16 protein-coding genes are annotated in these 20,187 nt (G+C 68.2%); 7 read left to right on the forward strand and 9 right to left on the reverse strand.

The annotated features are described in order from the left end of the window. A partial coding sequence (locus AC1DO7_RS17570; protein WP_477116376.1) for a TetR-type transcription factor C-terminal domain-containing protein occupies nt 1–975 on the forward strand: 975 nt, incomplete at its 5' end. 18 nt (nt 976–993) lie between these two features. Here AC1DO7_RS17570 and AC1DO7_RS17575 read toward each other — a convergent pair. From AC1DO7_RS17575 to AC1DO7_RS17605, 7 genes are all read right to left on the reverse strand, one after another. After that, nucleotides 994–2,028: an ABC transporter ATP-binding protein gene (locus AC1DO7_RS17575; protein ID WP_441649812.1), complete on the reverse strand. Its 1,035-nt coding sequence runs from the start codon at nt 2,026–2,028 to the stop codon at nt 994–996. After that, the gene (locus AC1DO7_RS17580) at nt 2,021–3,004 is read right to left on the reverse strand and encodes an ABC transporter ATP-binding protein (RefSeq protein WP_441649786.1); all 984 of its coding nucleotides are present in this window, start codon (nt 3,002–3,004) and stop codon (nt 2,021–2,023) included. The genes AC1DO7_RS17575 and AC1DO7_RS17580 overlap by 8 nt, the downstream gene beginning before the upstream one ends. 85 nt (nt 3,005–3,089) lie before the next feature. After that, nucleotides 3,090–4,745, reverse strand: a complete 1,656-nt coding sequence (locus AC1DO7_RS17585) for an ABC transporter substrate-binding protein (protein WP_441614068.1) — start codon at nt 4,743–4,745, stop codon at nt 3,090–3,092. Nucleotides 4,746–4,916: 171 nt separating this feature from the next. Beyond that, entirely contained in the window at nt 4,917–5,840 is a 924-nt protein-coding gene (locus AC1DO7_RS17590) for an ABC transporter permease (RefSeq protein WP_441613889.1), read from the reverse strand. Then, on the reverse strand, nt 5,840–6,796 hold the full coding sequence (locus AC1DO7_RS17595; RefSeq protein ID WP_441613888.1) for an ABC transporter permease: 957 nt from the start codon (nt 6,794–6,796) through the stop codon (nt 5,840–5,842). Before AC1DO7_RS17595 ends, AC1DO7_RS17590 begins: the two co-directional genes overlap by 1 nt. Nucleotides 6,797–7,286: 490 nt before the next feature. After that, complete coding sequence (locus AC1DO7_RS17600) at nt 7,287–8,426, reverse strand: acyl-CoA dehydrogenase family protein (protein ID WP_441649785.1); 1,140 nt, start codon at nt 8,424–8,426, stop codon at nt 7,287–7,289. A gap of 34 nt (nt 8,427–8,460) precedes the next feature. After that, nucleotides 8,461–9,645 (reverse strand): acyl-CoA dehydrogenase family protein, encoded by a 1,185-nt coding sequence (locus AC1DO7_RS17605; RefSeq protein WP_477116377.1) that lies wholly within the window; start codon nt 9,643–9,645, stop codon nt 8,461–8,463. Nucleotides 9,646–10,026: 381 nt separating this feature from the next. On the opposite strand from AC1DO7_RS17605, the gene AC1DO7_RS17610 reads away from it, so the two are divergent. From AC1DO7_RS17610 to AC1DO7_RS17635, 6 genes are read left to right on the forward strand one after another with little or no spacing between them, the layout of a single operon-like run. After that, nucleotides 10,027–10,983: an alpha/beta fold hydrolase gene (locus AC1DO7_RS17610; RefSeq protein ID WP_477116378.1), complete on the forward strand. Its 957-nt coding sequence runs from the start codon at nt 10,027–10,029 to the stop codon at nt 10,981–10,983. Next, nucleotides 10,980–11,660, forward strand: a complete 681-nt coding sequence (locus tag AC1DO7_RS17615; protein ID WP_477116379.1) for an alpha/beta fold hydrolase — start codon at nt 10,980–10,982, stop codon at nt 11,658–11,660. The genes AC1DO7_RS17610 and AC1DO7_RS17615 overlap by 4 nt, the downstream gene beginning before the upstream one ends. Next, on the forward strand, nt 11,657–13,003 hold the full coding sequence (locus tag AC1DO7_RS17620; RefSeq protein WP_441649782.1) for an MFS transporter: 1,347 nt from the start codon (nt 11,657–11,659) through the stop codon (nt 13,001–13,003). Before AC1DO7_RS17615 ends, AC1DO7_RS17620 begins: the two co-directional genes overlap by 4 nt. Nucleotides 13,004–13,043: 40 nt before the next feature. Then, entirely contained in the window at nt 13,044–14,801 is a 1,758-nt protein-coding gene (locus AC1DO7_RS17625; protein WP_441649781.1) for a long-chain-fatty-acid--CoA ligase, read from the forward strand. 32 nt (nt 14,802–14,833) lie between these two features. After that, nucleotides 14,834–16,036, forward strand: a complete 1,203-nt coding sequence (locus tag AC1DO7_RS17630; RefSeq protein ID WP_441649780.1) for an acetyl-CoA C-acyltransferase — start codon at nt 14,834–14,836, stop codon at nt 16,034–16,036. A 38-nt stretch (nt 16,037–16,074) separates the two neighbouring features. After that, nucleotides 16,075–18,156, forward strand: a complete 2,082-nt coding sequence (locus AC1DO7_RS17635; RefSeq protein WP_477116380.1) for a 3-hydroxyacyl-CoA dehydrogenase NAD-binding domain-containing protein — start codon at nt 16,075–16,077, stop codon at nt 18,154–18,156. A 46-nt stretch (nt 18,157–18,202) separates the two neighbouring features. On the opposite strand, the gene AC1DO7_RS17640 is transcribed toward AC1DO7_RS17635, so the two are convergent. Continuing rightward, nucleotides 18,203–19,267: a porin gene (locus AC1DO7_RS17640; protein ID WP_477116382.1), complete on the reverse strand. Its 1,065-nt coding sequence runs from the start codon at nt 19,265–19,267 to the stop codon at nt 18,203–18,205. A 225-nt stretch (nt 19,268–19,492) separates the two neighbouring features. Next, nucleotides 19,493–20,179, reverse strand: coding sequence for an orotate phosphoribosyltransferase (locus tag AC1DO7_RS17645; protein WP_441649777.1), 687 nt, complete (start codon nt 20,177–20,179; stop codon nt 19,493–19,495). Nucleotides 20,180–20,187 lie beyond the last annotated feature (8 nt).

The raw sequence follows: 20,187 nt of genomic DNA on the forward strand, positions 1-20,187 counted from the left end.
CCGCAGGAGCGCGTGCGCCGCTTCATCACGCTGTTCTTCGCGCGGCTGGCCCGCACTGCCACCGGCGAGCGTCCGGAGCTGATGAGCTTCCGCGAGATCCGCGCGCTGCCCGAAAGCCATGCCGAGGTGGCCTTCGCGGCCTATACGGATATGTTCCGCCGCATCCGCAAGCTGCTGCGGGACGCTGCCCCGCGCGACGCGGCCGAGCGCAACACGCGCAGCGCCGCCGCCCACCTGCTGCTGTCGCTGACCAGCGGCGCCATGACGTGGCTGGAGCGCTACGAGCCGCAGGACTATCCCAAGGTGGCGGACACGGTGGTGGACATCCTGCTCAACGGCTTTGCCGCGGCGCGGTCGCGCTGGGATGCGGGCGTGGCAGCGCCGCTGCCGCCCGGGCCCGATCCGCAGGAAAGCACGCAGGAAGCCTTCCTGCGCGCCGCCACCGACCTGCTCAACGAACTCGGCTACCGCGGCGCCTCGGCGGACCGCATCTCGGCGCGGCTCAACCTCACCAAAGGCTCGTTCTACCACCACAACGAGAACAAGGACGACCTGATCTCCGCCTGCTTCGACCGCATGTTCGCCGTCATCCGCGATACGCAGGCGCGCGTGGAAGCAGGCCCGGGCAGCGGCTGGGACAAGCTGTGCGCGGTCGCCCGCGCCCTGGTCGGCTACCAGTTCTCCGGGCAGGGGCCGCTGCTGCGGCTGACCATCTACGGTGCGCTGCCCGAGGACATGCGCAAGGAAAAGATGCTCGTCATGAGCCGCCTTTCCACGCGCTTCGTGCGCTTCCTGGTGCTGGGCATGCAGGACGGCTCGATCCGGCCGCTGGATCAGTCGATCGCATCGCTGCAGGTCAACGGCATGATCAACGCGGCGGTGGAATTGCGGCGCTGGGTGCCGGATGCGTCGGGCGAGAATGCCGCCGACCTCTTCATCCGGCCCCTCTTCATGGGCATCTTCTCGGGCCGCTGAGCGTTGCCCGGGGCGGCGCTAGTCTTCCAGGTGGCAGGCCACCATCTGCCCGCCGCCGCGGTCCCGCAAGACGGGATCTTCCGTGCCGCAGCGGGCCATCGCGCGCGGGCAGCGCGGATGGAAGCGGCATCCCGCCGGCGGGTTCAGCGGGCTCGGCACTTCGCCGCGCAGCACGATGCGCTCACGCTTCGCTTCGGCTTCCACGCTGGCCACCGGCACCGCGGACAGCAGCGCCTGCGTATAGGGATGCCGGGGGTTGGCGTACAGCTCGTCGCGCCCGGCGATCTCCACGATGCGCCCCAGGTACATCACCGCGATGCGGTCGCTGATATGGCGCACCACCGCGAGGTCATGCGCGATGAAGACATAGGTCAGGCCCAGGCGCCGCTGCAGCTCCATGAACACATTGACCACCTGCGCCTGGATCGAGACGTCCAGCGCGGAGACCGGCTCGTCGCAGACGATCAGGCTGGGTTCCACCGCCAGCGCGCGCGCGATGCCCACGCGCTGGCGCTGCCCGCCGGAAAACTCATGCGGGTAGCGGTCGGCCATATAGGGCAGCAGGCCGACCATCTCCAGCAATGACGCAACCCGCGCGCGACAGCATTCGCGGTCGCGCGCCATGCCGTGCACCTCGAGCGGCTCGCCGATGATATCGCGCACCTTCATGCGCGGGTTGAGCGAGCCGAACGGATCCTGGTAGACCATCTGCACGCTGCGACGAAAATGTTTCTCCTGCGCCTTGCCGAAGCTGGCGAAGTCCTCGCCTTCGAAGGTGATGCGACCGCTGCTGGCGGCAAGCATCTTGATGATGGCGAGCCCCGTGGTGGATTTCCCGCACCCGCTCTCGCCCACCAGGCCCAGCGTCTCGCCGCGCCTGAGCGCGAACGAGACGCCGTCGACAGCCTTCACCGAGCCGACCTGGCGCTTGACGAACGCACCCCTGGTCACAGGGAAATGGACCTTCAGGTTCTCGACGCGCAGGATCTCGTCGCCGCGGCGGGCGGCCGCGCGCGTGGCATTGCCGGCACCGGCGGCGCTGGTATCAGTCATGGTCATGGAGGAAGCACGCCTTGAGGTGACTGTGGTTCGAGCGTACGGGCTGCAGCGCCGGGCGCGAGACGCCGCAGCGCTGGGCGGCCAGCCGGCAGCGCGGCATGAAGGCGCAGCCCGGCGGCAGCGCGGTGAGGTCCGGCGGCTGGCCGTCGATCGGCACCAGCGGCTGGCGGGTATCGCCGTCGATCCGTGGCACCGACGCCATCAGGCCGCGTGTGTACGGGTGCGCCGGCCGCGCGTACAGGTCGCGCGCGGAGGCGGTCTCGACCATGCGGCCGCCGTACATCACGGCGACGCGGTCGGCATAGCGCGCCACCACGCCGAGGTCGTGCGTGATCAGGATCAGCGCGGTGTCCGAGCTGGCGGCCAGCGCCTTGAGCAGGTCCAGGATCTGGGCCTGCACCGTCACGTCGAGCGCGGTGGTGGGTTCGTCGGCGATGATCAGCTGCGGCTTGCAGGCCAGCGCCATGGCGATCATGGCGCGCTGGCGCATGCCCCCGGAGAACTGATGGGGATAGGCACCCAGGCGGCTCTGCGGCTCGGGGATCTGCACCTTGGCGAGCAGCTCGCCGGCAATGCCGAGCGCGGTCTTCCACGGCATGCCCTGGTGCAGGTTGACCGGCTCCGCGATCTGTTTTCCCACGGTGAGCGCGGGATTGAGCGAGGACATCGGCTCCTGGAAGATCATCGCGATGCGGTTGCCGCGGATGGCACGCATGCGCGCGGCGCTGAGCTTGAGCAGATCCTGCCCGTCGAACAGGATCTCGCCGGACTCGATGCGGCCGGCCGGCCTGGGGATCAGCCCCAGGATGGACAGGGCCGTGACGCTCTTGCCCGAGCCGGATTCGCCGACGATGGCCAGCGTCTCGCCGGGCGCCACGCCGAACGAGACCTGGTCCACCGCGGTGACCACGCCGCGGTCGGTACGGAAACGCGTGGTCAGCTTGTTCACCTGCAGGATCGGCTGCGTCATGCGGGCCTCCATGAAGTGGCTTCGGTGGCGCGGGACCGGCGTTGCGCCGGCGGCCCGCGCGTTGGCATCGCGGGACGAACCGGCCTCAGAACCCCATCTTCTTCTTCATGTCCTGGTCGATCCACATGCGCGCGTAGATCGGGCCGGGACGCACCGCGCCGGCGCGCAGCTCGCCGTTGTAGTTCTTCACCCAGGGCCACCACGCGGTGTACTGGTAGGGCGTGGGCAGCCAGATATACGGCGCATCGGCCAGCACGTCGCGCGTGAGCGCGCGCAGCGCTTCCTGGCGGCGCCCGAGGTCGCGCATCTGGAACGCCTCGCCTACGCGCTGCTCGTACTTCGGGTTGCCCCACTGCGCTGCGTTCCAGACCTGGCCCAGCACGAAGCTCTTGCGGATCGTGGTGGTCGGGTTGGTGTGGCCGTTGCTCATCAGGTAGCCGGGCGCGTTGGTCCTGGTGGTCATGGCCGAGAGGAAGGCGCCGTACTCCATCGGCTGGATCTCGATCTTCACACCCACCTGCTCCAGGTAGGCGCCGATCAGCGGTAGCAGCTCCAGGTGGTCCGGCTGGCAGGCGCACACCTGCACCTTGAAGGTGAAGCCCTTCGGGTAACCGGCCTCGGCCAGCAGCTTGCGCGCCTTGTCCGGGTTGTAGGTGTAGAGCTCCTTGACCGAGTCCGGCATGGCGCTGAGCGGCTCGAAATAGCCTGCGTACTCCGGGTGCTGCGGATARGCGAACAGCTCGGCGTTGCCGCCGTAGAACTGCTTGACGATCTCCTCCTTGTTGACCGCCATGTTCAGCGCGCGCCGCACGCGCAGGTCGGTAAACGGCTTGGTATCGACGCGCAGCGCCAGGTACTGCCCGTTGGTGGACAACCAGCGAGACCACTTCAGCGCGGGCGCGTTCTTCTTGAGTTCATCCACCGCGCTCCAGCCGATGTTCTCCAGCACGTCGATCTTGCCGGTGCGCAGCATGGTGTTGCGGGTGCCCTCGTCCTTGACCGTGCGCAGCACCACCTTGTCGACGAAAGGCAGCTTGTAGTCCTTGCCGCCGATCTTGTCGCTGTCCCAGTACAGGGTGTTCTTCGCATAGGTGGTGGCATTGCCCTGCACGAAGTTGCTCAGCACGAAGGGCCCGCTGCCGTTGACGTTCTTCCAGTTGCCGGCGCCGGCCGTCGCCACTTCCTTGGGCATCACGCCGGAGTAGTAGCCCCAGCCGAAGCGGTAGTCCCACTCGGCGTTGAACTCCTTGAAGCGGAACATGACCGTGTACTTGTCGGTCGCCTCGACCTTGGAGAGGTGGTCGTAGTAGGTCGGGATCTTCTTGGCGCTGCTGTTCTGGCGGCCATAGCTGTAGACCACGTCCTCCGCGGTCAGCTCGCGCTCGGCCATCACGCCGGGCTTGGCGGGAAACTTCACGCCCTTGCGCAGTCTGACTTCCAGCGTCAGCGGATCGAGCCATTTCCAGCTCTCGGCAAGCTCGCCGCGGATGGCATCCTCGGGCAGCCAGGCATCGGCATGGAAGGCGTACTTGCCGCCGTTGCGCTTCGCCTTGGAGAGGTCGGCCACGAACAGCTGCTCGTAGACCTGGCCGGTATCGTAGTTCTGCTTCCAGTTCCAGTCCGCCAGGTCCCAGGACAGGGCCGAGATGGTCGGGTACATCGAGCCGATTTCGAGATTGCCGCCATACTTCGGCGCTTCGGCCTGCGCGCATGCGCCGCCCGCTGCCAGCGCCAGCGCCATGCCTGCGGCCAGCAAGGCTGCCGTTCCGTTCGAGCCAGTTCTGTTCAAACCGCGTCCCTCCGTCTTTGGTCTCGTCAAGTGGGCCGCGCGTGCCGTCGGCTCGCGCGCCGGATCCTCCCGGGCCTGGCGTCATGGCGCCGGCCTCTGCTTGGTCTTCCTGCGGCGGCGCGCTTACCGGGATCCGCGCATGCGCGGATCGAGCAGGTCTCGCAGGGCATCGCCATAGACATTGATGGCGTAGACCACCACCGTGAGACACACGCCTGGCGCCAGCGCCAGCCACGGCCCCTGGAACATGAAGGTGCGGCCGTTGCCCGACAGCATGCCGCCCCAGGTCGGCGCGGGCGGCGGCACGCCGAGGCCCAGGAAAGACAGGCCGGACTCCGCCAGGATCGCGGTGCCCACGCGCGTGGTGAACAGCACGATGATGGGCGGCAGGACATTGGGCAGGATATGGCGCCACAGGATGCGCCCGGTGGACGCGCCCATCGAGCGGGCGGCATGCACGTACATGTTCTCGCGCACCGATACCACCGCGCTGCGGATGATGCGCGAGCCGCCCACCCCGAGCAGCAGGCCCAGCGTGCCGATGATCTGCCAGCTGCCGGGGCCGAGCACCGCGACCACCACGATCAGGATCACCAGGTCCGGAAAGCTCATCCACGCATCCACCATGCGCTGCACGATCATGTCGAACTTGCCGCCGAGATAGCCGCTCAGGATGCCCACCAGCACCGAGATCGCGGTGGCCAGCGTGGCCGCCGACAGCCCGATGATCACCGAGAGCCGCGCGCCGTAGAGGCAGCGCGAGAGCATGTCGCGGCCGAGGTTGTCGGTGCCGAAGGGATGGGCCCACGATGGCGGCTGCAGCCGCTTCATCATGCTGATCTCGTTGACGCCGTATGGCGCCAGCCAGCCGGCGAAGATGCCGCAGAACAGGAAGACCAGGCAGATCACCGCGCCGGCCGCGCCAAGCGGCTTCTCGCGGAACAGGCGCCCGGCCAGCGCGATGGCGGCAGGCGCGCGGCGCCCGGGTGCGGGCCGCGCGGCTTGCGCCGGCTCGATTGCGGGCGCGTTGGCGACTGGAGGGGCCATCAGCGGTGCCTCACTTTCGGATCGAACAGCCCGTAGCTCAGGTCCACGAGCAGGTTGATGAGCATCACGGCAACGCCGACCACCAGGAACACGCCGGTGATCACGGGGTAGTCGCGCTGGTTGACGGCATCGAGCAGCAGCAGGCCCATGCCCGGCAGCACGAAGATCTGCTCGATCACGACCGCGCCGCCGATCAGCAGCGGCGCTTGCAGGCCGATCAGGGTCACCACGGGGATCAGCGCATTGCGCAGCGCATGGCGCAGGATCACCAGCCGCTCGTCCAGCCCCTTGGCCCAGGCGGTGCGGATGTAGTCCTGGCGCAGCACCTCCAGCATCATGGTCCGGGTCATGCGCATGGTGATGGCCGACAGCGCCATGCCCAGGATGACGGCAGGCACCAGCATGTTGACGACATGCTGCAGCGGGTTCTCGAGGAAAGGCACGTAGCGCACCTCGGGCGACCAGCCCCACCAGACCGAGGGAAATACCATCACCATGGTGCCCAGCCAGAAGCTCGGCACCGCCAGCATCAGGATGGAGAAGGAACGCGCCACGTAGTCGGCCGCGGTGTCCTGCCGGATCGCCGACAGCACGCCGATCGGCAGCGCCACCGACAGCGCCACGATCAGCGCCATCACGCCCAGCGAGAAGGTGGCGGGCATGCGCGCCAGCACCATCTTCAGCACCGGCTCGCCCTGCCACAGCGAATGGCCGAGATCGCCGTGCAGCACGATATTGCCGGCCCAGTGCAGGTACTGGCGCCACATCGGCTGGTCCAGGCCCAGCAGGCGGACCAGGTCCTCGCGGCTCTTGGTGTCGGCGCTGATGTCGTTCTGGCTCAGCATCAGGTCCACCACATCGCCCGGCACCATGCGCACGATCACGAAGACGATCAGGCTGGCGAACAGCAGCGTGGGAATCAGCGCCATCACGCGGCGTGCGATGTAGGCGTTCATGATGTCCGCGCCCCGGCTGCCGCCGATCTCGGGCGCACCGCCCCGACAGAAGATACCGCAATCACGATAACGATTTCCGCGCCGACCATTCCGTCTCCTGTCCGGTGCTTCGTGTGATCATCGACTCCAATCGCGCCTGCGTCATCTGATGGCTTAATCAAGCGATATTCGCGTATTCGCCTTGCCTCCAGCCTTGGTCATGCGCTCTTCCATCTGGCGCCCTGCTCTTCTCGAAGATCGAGCAACCAGCATACTCAGAGTTCTAATTCATGACAACCAAAGCGGGCCCCGAATGTCTAGTGGATTTACCTAGGTCTGATGCGGGGCCAGGCGGCTGCTTGTGCGCTGCAAACCGGCAGCGCGAACGCCGGCAACGCACGAGCACGGGCCACGCCGCGCTCGCGCGCGGCGGCCCCGGGGGTGGCTGGATGGAGAGGAAGTTGCGCAGCGCGGCACGCGCCTGCGTACCGCGCCGCGCGCAAGGAGACGGCTAGTAGCCGCGCAGTACGGCCCAGCGCTGCGTATGGAAGTGGCTGTCGCCCAGCAGCGCCTGCGCCGCGCTCGCCCGCTTCATGTAGAAGCCGATCTCGAACTCATCGGTCATGCCCATGCCGCCGTGCATCTGCACGCCCTCCTGCACGGCCAGCAGCGCCGTGGTGCCGGCGCGCGCCTTGGCCGCCGACACCAGCGCCGCCGGCCCGGCGGGGGCTTCGTCCAGCTTCTGCTGGCTGCGCAGCACCAGCGCGCGCGTGATCTCGATCTCGCTGAACAGGTGCGCGGCGCGATGCTGCAGCGCCTGGAACTCACCGATGATCTTGCCGAACTGCTTGCGCTCCTTCAGGTACTGCACGGTACGCTCGAATGCCTCGTCGGCAATGCCCACAAGCTCGGAAGCCAGCGCCGCGCGCGCCAGGTCCAGCACCTGCCCGAGCGGCCCGGCGGCGGCGCCGACCGGGCCGAGCACGGCATCGTCGCCCACCCTCACGTCGCGCAACCGGATGCGCGCCGCATTGCGCGCATCCGCCATCACGGTGCGCTCGACCGAGACGCCCGCGCTGCCGCGCGGCACCAGGAACAGCGAGATGCCGTCGGCATCGTCGGTGCCGCCGGCGGTGCGCCCGGCCACGATCAGCGTATCGGCGACGTGCCCGTCGATGACGAACATCTTGTCGCCGTCCAGCACGAAGCCACCATCCTGGCGTGCCGCGCGCAATGCCTGCCGCTCGGGCCGGTGCGTGCCCTGCTCGTCGATGGCCAGCGCGGTCAGGTGCTTGCCCGCGGCAATGGCAGGCAGGTATTGCGCCTGCTGTGCCGCATTGCCGCAGCGCGAGATCAGCAGCGCGCCGAGCACCGCGGTGGAAAAGAACGGGGTGGGCGCCAGCGTGCGGCCAAGGGCCTCCATGATCACGCCCGCCTCCACCGCGCCGAGGCCGCTGCCGCCGAACTCTTCCGCCACCAGCACGCCGGCGAAGCCGAGTTCGGCAAAGCTGTGCCACAGGTCCGGCGAGAAGCCGGTCTCATCGCGCGTGTCGCGCAGCTTGCGCAGCGTGGAAACCGGCGCGCTCTCGCGCAGGAATGCCAGCGCGCTCTCGCGCAACATTTCCTGCGTCTGGTTCAGTACGATTGCCATGGGTTCGATCTCTCTGCGTGGATTCGGGGAAGCCTCAGGCGCCGGGCAAGCCGAGCAGGCGCTTGGCCACGATATTCAGCTGCACCTCGCTGGTACCGCCCTCGATCGAGTTGGCCTTGCTGCGCAGCCAACCGCGCGCGGTCGCGCCCTCCTGGCTGCGCTCGCTTTCCCACTCCAGCGCGGCGCTGCCGCCGATCGACATCAGCAGTTCGTAGCGTCGCTTGTTGAGCTYCGACCCGTAGTACTTCAGCACCGACGAGAACGCGGCAATGCCTTCGCCCTGGCGGGCGAGATCCATCGCGCGCTCCGCGGCCAGGCCGAAGGCGGCCTCGTCGATCTCGAAGGCGGCGATCTGCGCGCGCAGCATGGGCGCGTCGATCTCGCCGCCCGCGTTGCGCCCGATCGTCTCGGCCGCCAGTTCGCCCAGCGGCTGGCGCACGCCGCGGCTGCCGATGCCGCTGATCATCTCGCGCTCGTGCGTGAGCAGGTACTTGGCGATGGCCCAGCCGCCGTTGGGCTCGCCCACCAGGTTGGCGCGCGGCACCACCACATCGTCGAAGAAGGTCTCGCAGAACGGGGACTTGCCGGAGATCAGCACGATGGGGCGCGTGGATACGCCCGGCGTCTCCATGTCGAACAGCAGGAAGCTGATACCCGTGTGCTTCTGCGCGGAGAAATCGGTGCGCACCAGGCAGAAGATCCAGTCCGCCTTGTCGGCATACGACGTCCAGATCTTCTGGCCGTTGACGACGAAATGATCGCCGCGGTCATCCGCACGGGTCTGCAGCGAGGCAAGGTCAGAACCCGCGTTGGGCTCCGAGTAGCCCTGGCACCAGCGGATCTCGCCGCGCGCGATCCTGGGCAGGTGCTCGCGCTTCTGCGCTTCCGAGCCGTACTTCAGCAAGGCCGGCCCGAGCATCCAGATACCGAAGCTCTGCAGCGGCACGCGGCAACCGAGCGCCTGCATTTCCTGGCGCAGCACCTTGGCCTGCTCGCGGCCCAGGCCCCCTCCACCGTATTCGCGCGGCCATTCCGGCACGGTCCAGCCCTTGTCCGCCATGCGCGCCAGCCACTGCCGCTGCGCCTCGGACTGGAACCTGAACTTGCGCCCGCCCCAGCAAATATCGTCGTCGTTGCGCACCGGCTGCCGCATTTCCTGCGGGCATTGCGCTTCCAGCCAGGCACGTACCTCCTGCCGGAAGGTTTCCAGGTCATCCACGCTTGTCTCCTGTCCTGTTCTTGGTTTTCTTGCCCGCTGCCCGCGGCACAGGCGCGGCTGGCGTAGCTGGTTTATATAATCCGCATCGGTCAACGTCAATACTCCATTTCCGAAACGGAGATAATCCCCCGCTTGCTGGCCATGACCGTCGTGCATGACGTCCCGCCCGCCTCGTGCATGATGTCGCCTGTCAAATCCGCAGTTTTTGCCGCGTTCTGCACAGCAGTACTGGAAGAATCCCGCGCATTTTTAGCGCTTGACCGGGGGTGACCCCGCCCTTCCCCGGCGCCGCTGTGATAGCATCGAAAAAACATACCAAAACCACGAAACCTGACCGGCGAACCATGTTCGCCGGGGCCGCGTGGAAGACGAGGAGACCGAGTGAAGGCTGAAGCCAACGGCACGCCGCCGGCTGCCGCCGTCATTGCGCCGCCCGCGCACGCCAGCTATCCGGGCGCCCGCGCGCCGGACCGCATGCGCACCGTCGACGCCGACGGCATCCGCATCGCCGTCTACGAATGGGGCGACGCAAGCGCAACCCCGGTGCTGCTGGTGCACGGCGCGATGGATTTCGCGCGCACCTTCGACGTGTTCGCGCCGCTGCTGGCGGACGCCGGCTACCGCGTGGTGTCCTACGACCACCGCGGCCACGGCGATTCCGAGCACACCGACATGTATAGCTGGGTCGCCGACGAACGCGACCTGCTCGCGGTGGCGGACTCGGTCACGCGGGAGCCCTTCGCGGTGATCGGCCACAGCAAGGGGGGGTCCCTGCTGGTGCATGCCATCCAGGCGCTGCCGCACCGCTTCACCCGCTTCGTGGCCATCGACGGGCTGCCCTTTCGCAATCCGCATGCGGACAGCGCGGTGCGAGAGAAGAAGTCGATGACCGCCGAGATCATCACGCACTGGCTGGACACGCGCCGCCGCAGCGCCACGCTGGCGCGCAAGCCCGGCACGCTGGAAGACCTGGCGCGCCGGCGCGCGCGCATGAACCCGCGCCTGTCCCATGACTGGCTGCGCTACCTTGCCGCGCTGGGCGCGCGCCAGGATGCCGGCGGCTGGCGCTGGAAGCTCGACCCGGTGATCGGCRCCTCGGGCTTTGGCCCCATGCGCGCGCGCTGGATGACCGACCGGCTGCCCGGCTTTCCGGTGCCGATGCTGGCCATCTTCGGCACCGAGCGCGAGCCGATGGGCTGGGATGCCACCGCCGCCGACCTGGCGCCCTATTTCCCGCCGTCGACGCAGGTCCACGTGATGCGCGATACCGGGCACTTCATCCATATCGAGCAGCCGCACGAGACCGCGGCGCTGATCCTGGGCTTCCTGCGTCCATGAACACGCCCATCCGCCTGCGCCACAACCGCCTGCGGCTGGCACTGCATCCGCTCAAGGCCGGCGACGGCCCTTCGCTGCTGCTGCTGCACGGCCTGGGCGAGCGCTCGCCGCAGGCCTTGCCGCCCGAGTACGCGGCGTGGCCCGGCGCCGTGCATGCTCTCGACTTCACCGGACACGGCCAGTCGGACATCCCGCGCGGCGGCGGCTACAGTTGCGAGTTCCTGATGGCCGACGCCGATATCGCACTGGCCCACCTCGGCCCCTGCACCGTGGCCGGGCGCGGGCTGGGCGGCTATATCGCGCTGCTGCTGGCGGGCGCGCGGCCGCACGAGGTGCGTGGCGCGATCCTGCGCGACGGGCCAGGCCTGGCCGGCGGCGGCACGGCCGCGCGCAACCCATATATCCCGATCGTCGACACCGCGCGCAGCGGCCCGCCGGATCCCTACGCCATCGCCGACCTGGCCACCGACGTGCGCCCGCCCAGCTATGCGGCCAACTACGCCATGCTGGCGGCGCAGCACTCCGCCACGCCGCAACCGATCTCGATATGCACCAGCGAGCGGCCCGACTGGCTCAAGGCGGTGATCGACCTGCTCTCGCTGGAGAAGGCGGAGCTGGYGCAGGCGCTGCAGCGCTACGCATCGCTGCCCGCGCAGGCCGGGGGCGCGGCGGCATGAAAGCCGGCCTTGCCACCGAAGGCGCCGCCATGCCCGGCACGGTACAACACGATGCGTCCTCGGCCCACGCGCTGGCGGAAGACGATTTCCTCGCCCACGTGCGGTGCAACCTGCCGCGCAACGCCCAGGCCTACCTGATCCACGGCATGCTCGGCATGACCGGCTTCCGGCTGGTGACCGCGCCCACCTTCGTGCCCGCCTATATCTACCTGCTGTCCGGCTCCAAGCTGGTGGTGGGCTGCGTGCTGTCCGCACAGTACGCCGGCATGGCGCTGTCCTCCATCTGGGGCGCCACGCAGATCGAGCATCGCCAGCGCGTGATGCCGCTGATCTACCTGGTGGGCTGGATGGTGCGGCTGCAGATCCTCGGGCTGGCGCTGTCGGCCTTCCTGCTCTCCGGCGCCGGCGCGCTGGGCGCGGCGGCGGTGTTCCTGCTGCTGTTCGGCCTGTTCAACGGGGTGCAGAACGTCACCTTCAACTACCTGACGTCGAAGATCATCCCGCTGGAGCGGCGCGGCGCGCTCAGTGCCCTGCGCAACTTCCTCGGCGGGCTGATCGCCGCCGCCGTGGCCTACCTGGGCGGGCGCTACCTGGTGGGCGGCAATGTGTTCGGCAACGGCTACGCCACTACCTTCCTGTCCGCCTTCGTGCTCACCAGCCTGGGCATCTCGGCGCTGACGCGCATGCGCGAGCCGGTGCTGCACGACGTGCGCGCGCAGGCGGGCTTTCGCCAGCGCCTGCGCGAAGTGCCGGCCCTGCTGCGCGCGGACAAGCACTATGTGCGCTTCTTCGTGGCGCGCGCCCTGGTGGCGCTGAGCATGATGGCGGTGCCGTTCTACGCCATCTTCGTCGGCAGCCACCTGCCGCTGTCGGGCGCCACGCTGGGCTACCTGAGCATCGCCTACCTGCTGGCGCAGACCACCAGCAACCTGGCGTGGGGCCGCCTTGCCGACCGCCACGGCTACCGCCTGGTGTTCCTGTCCAGCATCGGCCTGTGGGCGGTGTCCACCGCGGCGCTGATGCTGTGCGACAGCCTGCCCGCCTTCTTGCTGGTGTTCTGCGGACTGGGCGCCGGCTTCGGCGGCTATTTCCCTTCCGCCGACAACTTCGCGCTCGAATTCGGCAACCGGCGCGACCGCCCGATGCTGCTCGCGGTCTCCGACACGGCCACCTTTGCCATGATGGCTTGCGGTCCGGTCCTTGGCGGGCTGCTGGCGCAGGGCGTGCGTTTTTCGCTGGTGTTCGTGGCCGCCATCGCCGTACTGGGCATGGCCTTCCTGCTCGCGCTGCGGGTGGAGGAACCACGCCGCCTGCCGCGGCCGCAGCGCGAGCCCAACGCATAGCCCGCCTGCGCGGGACATACCGGGATCTTCAGGAGACCTAATGGCGAACAAGACCTATCCGGAGTTCAGCACGCACTACCCGCTTGTGCTCACCACCATCATGAAGCGCCCGGTGCGGATGTACCCCGACCAGACCGGCGTGGTGTACCGCAACCATGTCAGCGGCGAGTATTTCCGTTTCACCTGGATGCAGTGGTACCGGCGCGTGGCGCGGCTGGCCAACGGCTTGCGCGGCCGGTTCAAGGTGCGGCCGGGCGTGCCGGGCGAGGCCGGCGACCGCATCGCCACCATGGCGCTCAATACGCACCGCCACCTGGAGCTGTACTACGGCGTGACGGGTGTCGGCGCCACGCTGCACCCGATCAATGTCCGGCTGTCGCCGCAGCATATCGTCTACACCATCCGGCATGCGCAGGACCGCGTGATCTTCGTCGACGATACGCTGATGCCCCTGCTCGAAGGCATCTACGAGCAGATCAGCGATGTGGTGGAAACAGTGGTCTACATGTCCGACAAGCCAGGCCTGCCGGACAGCCGCATCCCCGGCCTGATCAGCTACGAAGACCTGCTCGCCGGCCAGCCCGACACCATCGAATGGCCGGCGCTGCACGAAGACGTGAACGCCACGCTGTGCTACACGACCGGCACCACCGGCCAGCCCAAGGGCGCCACCTTCACGCATCGCCAGCTCTACCTGATGACGGTCCACATGATGGCGCAGACGGCCATCGCCAACACCCCGGAACAGGACATCGCCGACGGCCTGGGCACGCGCCTGGGCGAAGGCGCGGTGCCGCTGCTCAACACCCCGATGTTCCACGTGCACGGCTGGGGCCAGCCCTTCGTGGCGGTCTACAGCGCGCAGAAGATCGTGCTGCACGGCACCTTCACCGTGCAGGGCTTCTGCGAGCTGGTGCAGCGCGAGCGCGTGACCTCGGTGGGCATCGTCGCCACCATCGCGGCGATGTTGCTGGAGTACCCGGACCTGGGCAAGTACGACCTCAGCAGCCTGGTGCGCGTGAGCGTGGGCGGTGGCGCGCTGCCGCTGGGACTCAAGCGCAAGCTCGAGGCGCTGATCCCCACCTTCCGCATGAGTTCCGGCTATGGCATGACGGAAACCGCGCCCACCATCGTCAGCTCCTTTATCAAGAAGACCATGGTCCAGGAGGGCCGCGAGGCGACCGACGCCGTGCTGGTCAAGGCCGGCCTGCCGATCCTCGGCGTGGAAGTGGAGGTGGTCGACGGGCAAGGCAAGCCCGTGCCGCAGGACGACCAGACCGTGGGCGAGATCGTGGTACGCGCGCCGTGGGCCACCGAGCAGTATTTCCGCAATCCCGAGAAGAGCGCCGAGCTGTGGCAGGACGGCTGGCTGCACACCGGCGATATCGCCCGCGTCGATGCCGAGGGCTATATCACGGTTGCCGACCGCCTGAAGGACGTGATCCGCAGCGGCGCCGAGATGGTGCCCACCGTGCTGCTGGAAAACCTGATCGCCATGGCGGACTTCGTGCACGAGGCCACCGTGGTCGGCGTGCCCGATCCGGTGTGGGGCGAAAAGCCCATGGCGCTGGTGAGCGTGCGCACCGGGTTCGAGGCCACCGAGGAAAGCGTCATCGACTTCCTCAAGGTGCACGGCGTGGAGACCGGCAAGATCACCCGCTGGATGCTGCCCAAGCTGGTCGCCATCACGCGCGACATCCCCAAGACCAGCGTGGGCAAGTTCAACAAGAAGCAGATCCGCGACGATCTCGACAAATTCCTCGCCATTGCCAGGGACGTCTCGTCCCGGCATGGCTGAGCATTGATTCAAAACCAGACAGGAGACCACCCATGCGTGAAGCCGTCATCGTATCCACCGCGCGCACCCCGATCGGCAAGGCCCATCGCGGCGCGTTCAACAACACCCAGGCGCAGGAACTGGGCGCGCATGCCATCTCGCATGCGGTGCAGCGCGCCGGCATCGACCCCGCCGAGATCGCCGACGTGATCCTCGGCTGCGCCGTGCAGCAGGGCAGCAGCGGCGGCAACGTGGCGCGCCAGGCGCTGCTGCGCGCCGGCCTGCCGGTGACGGTGCCCGGCATGTCGCTGGACCGCCAGTGCGCCTCCGGCCTGATGGCCATCGCCACGGCCGCCAAGCAGATCATCGTGGACGGCATGCAGGTCGCCGTGGGCGGCGGGCTGGAGTCGATCTCGCTGGTGCAGAACGACAAGATCAACCGCTACCGCGCCGCCGACCCGCAACTGGTGCAGATGCTGCCGCAGATCTACATGACCATGCTGGAAACGGCCGAGATCGTGGCCGCGCGCTATGGCGTCTCGCGCGAGGCGCAGGATGCCTACGCCCTGCAATCGCAGCAGCGTACCGCCGCCGCGCAGGAAGCCGGCCGCTTCGATACCGAGATCGCGCCGATGAGCGCCACCATGCTGGTGACCGACAAGGAAAGCGGCGCGGTCAGCGAGAAACAGCTCACCCTGCGCAAGGACGAGGGCAACCGCCCGGGCACCACCCTGGCGGACCTGCAGGCGCTCAAGCCGGTCTTCAAGAACGGCCAGCGCGTGGCCCAGGGCGCCTTCATCACCGCCGGCAATGCCTCGCAGCTTTCCGACGGCGCCTCCGCCATGGTGCTGATGGAGGCAAAGGAGGCCGAACGCCGTGGCCTGCAGCCGCTGGGCGCCTACCGCGGCATGGCCGTGGCCGGCTGCGACCCGGACGAGATGGGCATCGGCCCGGTCTTCGCCATCCCCAGGCTGCTCAAGCAGCATGGCCTCTCAGTGAGCGACATCGGCCTGTGGGAACTCAATGAAGCCTTCGCCAGCCAGGTCCTGCATTGCCGCGACACGCTGGGCATTCCCGACGAACGCCTGAACGTCTCCGGCGGCGCGATCTCCATCGGCCATCCCTATGGCATGTCGGGCGCGCGCATGGCGGGCCACCTGCTGATCGAGGGCAAGCGCCGCGGCGCGAAGTTCGGCGTGGTGACGATGTGCATTGGCGGCGGCATGGGTGCCGCGGGCCTGTTCGAAATTTTCTGAAGCCGATTTTCCGAGCCACTTTCCGGGAGCCAACCCTCATGACAGCCATCAACGCCGTAGCCGATCTCGCCATCGAAGGCGAGATCGCCATCCTCACGCTCGACTCGCCCCCCGTCAACGCCCTGTCGGCGGCGGTGCGCGCGGGGCTGCGCGACGGCATCGCGCAGGCCGTGGCCAACTCCGCGGTCAAGGGCATCGTGCTGATCTGTGCGGGCAAGACCTTTATCGCCGGCGCCGACATCACCGAGTTCGGCAAGCCGCCGTCGGGCCCGGCGCTCGCCGAGGTGCAGGCCGCCATCGAGGACGCGCCCAAGCCCGTCRTGGCCGCCATTCACGGCACCGCCCTGGGTGGCGGGCTCGAAACGGCGCTGGTGTGCCACTATCGCGTGGCGGCCAGGACCGCAAAGTGCGGCCTGCCCGAAGTCAACCTCGGGCTGCTGCCCGGCGCGGGCGGCACGCAGCGCCTGCCGCGCATCGTGGGCGCCGCCAAGGCGCTCGAGATGGTGACCTCCGGCGCGCACATCGGCGCGGCCGAGGCGGCCGAAATGGGCCTGTTCGACCTGGTGACCGACGACGCCACGCTGCGCCAGGACGCCATCGCCTTCACCCGCCGCGTGATCGCCGAGGGGCGTGCGCTGCGCAAGGTGCGCGACCTCGACGAGAAGGTGCAGGCCGCGCGCGGCCAGCCGGAGCTGTTCGCCGAATTCCGCAAGGCCAATGCGCGCCGCTTCCGCGGCTTCGACGCGCCCGAGTACAACATCCGCTGCATCGAGGCGGCGGTCAACCTGCCGTTCGAAGAAGGCATGAAGGTGGAGCGCAAGCTCTTCCTGGAGTTGATGGGCGGCACCCAATCGGCTGCGCAGCGCTACTATTTCTTCGCCTCGCGCCAGGTATGGAACCTGCCTGACGTGCCGGCCGACACGCCGCTGATCCCGGTCAGGAAGATCGGCATCATCGGCGCGGGCACCATGGGCGGCGGCATCGCCATGAACTTCCTCAACGCCGGCTACCCCGTCACCATCGTGGAAACCGCGCAGGAAGCACTGGACCGCGGCCTGCGCACCATCCGCGCCAACTACGACAACACCGCGAAGAAAGGCCGCATCACCGCCACCGACGTCGACAAGCGCATGGCGCTGCTGACGCCGTCGCTGGACCTTGGCCAGCTCGCCGACGCCGACCTCATCATCGAAGCCGTGTTCGAGAACATGGAGGTGAAGAAGAACATCTTCGGCAAGCTCGACAAGATCGCAAAGCAGGGAGCCATCCTGGCGACGAACACGTCGGCGCTGGACGTCAACGAGATCGCCGGCGCCACCGCGCGCCCCGAGAGCGTGATCGGCCTGCACTTCTTCTCACCCGCCAACGTGATGAAGCTGCTCGAGGTCGTGCGCGGGGAGAAGACGGCCAAGCCCGTCATCCGCACCGCGATGGAGCTTGCCCGCAAGATCGGCAAGGTCGCCGCGCTGGTGGGCGTATGCCCGGGCTTTGTCGGCAACCGCATGCTGGCCCAGCGCCAGCGCGAGGCACAGAAACTGGTGCTGGAAGGCGCGCTGCCGTGGGATGTGGACCGCGTGCTCTACGACTTCGGTTTCCCGATGGGCCCGTTCGCCATGAGCGACCTGGCCGGCCTGGACCTGGGCTGGAGCCGCGAGGCATCGAGCAGCTCCACGCTGCGCGAGATCCTGTGCGAGATGGACCGGCGCGGCCAGAAGACCGGCGCCGGCTACTACGACTACGACGAGAAGCGCAACGCCGTGCCCTCGCCCAAGGTCGAGCAGATCATCCGCGCCTTCGCCGCGCAGCAGGGCAAGACCAGCCGCGAGGTGTCCCGGCAGGAGATCCTGGAGCGCTGCATCTACCCGATGATCAATGAAGGCGCCAAGATCCTGCAGGAAGGCAAGGCCATCCGCGCCTCCGACATCGACGTGGTGTGGGTGAACGGCTATGGCTGGCCGGTCTATCGCGGTGGCCCGATGTGCTATGCCGACACCATCGGGCTGGACAAGGTGCTGGCGGCCATGAAGCGCTTCGAGGCCAGCTTCGGTGCGGATTTCAAGCCCGCCAGGCTGCTCGAAGACCTGGTGGCGCAGGGCAAGTCGTTCCGCGACCTGAAATGACGACCTGAGGTAAGCCGGCTGCGGCCGGCCTCCCCACCGTTCGCGTTCAGAACCGGTGGCGCAAGCCCACCCCGAGGGTGTCCGCGTGCGCTTGCGCCGTCAGCCGGTCATAGAAGTACGCGGCGTACACGTCGGTGCGCCTCGACAGGTTGTAGTCATACGCCAGCCCGGCCGTGTTGCGGCGGAATTCGCCCGCGTTGCTGCTGGTCCTGGCGTAGGCATACGACACCAGCATGCTGCCGGCGCCGAGCGGGACCGACGCGCCGAGCTGCCCGTTGGCGTGCCGGATATCGCCGCTGGCGCTGTCGACGCCGGTCTTGATGTACTGGCCCTGCGCGAACAGCTTGACCACCTTGAAATCGTAGCTCAGCCCGCCCTGCACCGCATTTTGCCTGYCGAAGCCGGCCAGCGCCGCCGGCGCGGTGACATCGCCCGGCGCGCCGTTGAACTTCGCCTGCTGGAACGCCACCGTCGCCGCGAACGGCCCGTTGAAGTACAGGACGTTGCCGCCCCACTTGTTCTGGCCGCCGCTGCCGGGCTGCTCGCCGAAGGCATAGATCAGGTTGACCGTCAGCCCGGCCAGCACCGGGGTGGAGTAGACCACCGAGTTGCTCCAGCCGGAGTCTCCGATGATGCCGGGATCATAGAGCGCGCCGCTGCCCGCCGTCTTGTAGGTCTGGAAGATCGACGGCGCGAAGTTGTACGAGTCCACCAGCGGGTTGAACAGGATGGTGGAGAGAAAGTACGGCGTGGTGTTGCGGCCCAGCTTGAGCGTGCCATAGCTGTTGCTCTGCAGGCCTGCGAAGGCGTTGCGCGTGAACATCGGATCGGTATCGGAGCGGCCCGACTTGCCCGCATCGACGCGCAGGAAGCCGTTGAGATCGAAGATCGCCTTGAGGCCGCCACCGAGTTCCTCGCTGCCGCGCATGCCCCAGTACGAAGTCTGCATGCCGCCGGCGCCGAGCACGTAGGCGCGGTCGCCGCCGGCGGCGCGGGTGCTGCCGACAAAGCTGTCCACCTGCCCGTAGAGCGTGACGCCGGACTGCGCGTGCCCTGTGCCGGCCACGCAGAGCGTGCCGAACAGCAGCAGCGCTGCCTTGCTCCTGGCCATTGACGTTCTCTTCGCGATCTTCCGCATGTGTTTCCTCCTCGTCGTTGTTGTCTTTGCGTGTGGCTCTTGTGTGTCTCTTGCTTGTGGCTCTTGCTTGTTGTCCTGGCTTGCCTGGCCGCCGGCGTTGCCAGTGCCCTGCCCGCCGGCTGACGGCAAAAGGGGGYCCCGCCGCCTGCCTGCTGTGGCGGGCGGCCGGATGATTGCTCTGCGGGCGAAAGGCGCGGGCTAGGTCGGCAGCGTGCCGATGCCGCCGTGGTCCTGCGACCAGCGCACGGGGTCGTCGAGGAAGCGGCGCAGCTCGTCGAGGCTGCGCTGGCCGACATGCCCTGAGGCCTGCGCGGCATCGAGGATGTCGCGCCAGTCCGCGAGCGCATGCACCGTCACCTGCCATGGCGCGAGCGCCTGTGCGGTGGGGAAGGTGCCGTAGTCGAACAGCACGAAGATGTCCTTCACGGTGGCGCCGGCGGCGCCAAGCGCCGCGCAGAAGATGCGCTTGGAGCGGGCCGCCGCCATCATGTCGTCGACCAGCAGCACGCGGTCGCCCGCGGCCAGCAAGCCCTCGACCTGCGAAGCCGGGCCGAGGCCCCTGGCTTCCTTGCGCACGTACAGCAAGGGCAGGTCCAGCGTGTCGGCCACCCAGGCGGCGAAGGCAATGCCGCTGGATTCCGCGCCGGCGACGGCGTCGATGCCCTCCAGGCAATGGCGGTCCCGCAGCATTGCCAGGCCGCGCGCCACCAGTTCGCGCCGCAGGCGCGGAAAGGCGATCAGCCGGCGGCAATCGATATAGACCGGGCTGGCCCAGCCCGACGGCAGCCGGAACGGCTCGTCGGTGCGGAACTTCACGCAGCCGGCCTCCAGCAGGGCCTGGCCGACGGTGGCCGCGAGCCCGAGACGGGTTCGTAGTTCAGACATGGCTTGCT

This window comes from Cupriavidus sp. 05N40 (assembly GCF_056397305.1).

What these genes read in the sequence shown, in the direction of transcription:
- AC1DO7_RS17575 (WP_441649812.1), bottom strand. Translation starts at nt 2,028, where the DNA reads ATGACTGATACCAGCGCCGCCGGTGCCGGCAATGCCACGCGCGCGGCC.
- AC1DO7_RS17580 (WP_441649786.1), bottom strand. Translation starts at nt 3,004, where the DNA reads ATGACGCAGCCGATCCTGCAGGTGAACAAGCTGACCACGCGTTTCCGT.
- AC1DO7_RS17590 (WP_441613889.1), bottom strand. Translation starts at nt 5,840, where the DNA reads ATGGCCCCTCCAGTCGCCAACGCGCCCGCAATCGAGCCGGCGCAAGCC.
- AC1DO7_RS17595 (WP_441613888.1), bottom strand. Translation starts at nt 6,796, where the DNA reads ATGAACGCCTACATCGCACGCCGCGTGATGGCGCTGATTCCCACGCTG.
- AC1DO7_RS17600 (WP_441649785.1), bottom strand. Translation starts at nt 8,426, where the DNA reads ATGGCAATCGTACTGAACCAGACGCAGGAAATGTTGCGCGAGAGCGCG.
- AC1DO7_RS17620 (WP_441649782.1), top strand. Translation starts at nt 11,657, where the DNA reads ATGAAAGCCGGCCTTGCCACCGAAGGCGCCGCCATGCCCGGCACGGTA.
- AC1DO7_RS17625 (WP_441649781.1), top strand. Translation starts at nt 13,044, where the DNA reads ATGGCGAACAAGACCTATCCGGAGTTCAGCACGCACTACCCGCTTGTG.
- AC1DO7_RS17630 (WP_441649780.1), top strand. Translation starts at nt 14,834, where the DNA reads ATGCGTGAAGCCGTCATCGTATCCACCGCGCGCACCCCGATCGGCAAG.
- AC1DO7_RS17645 (WP_441649777.1), bottom strand. Translation starts at nt 20,179, where the DNA reads ATGTCTGAACTACGAACCCGTCTCGGGCTCGCGGCCACCGTCGGCCAG.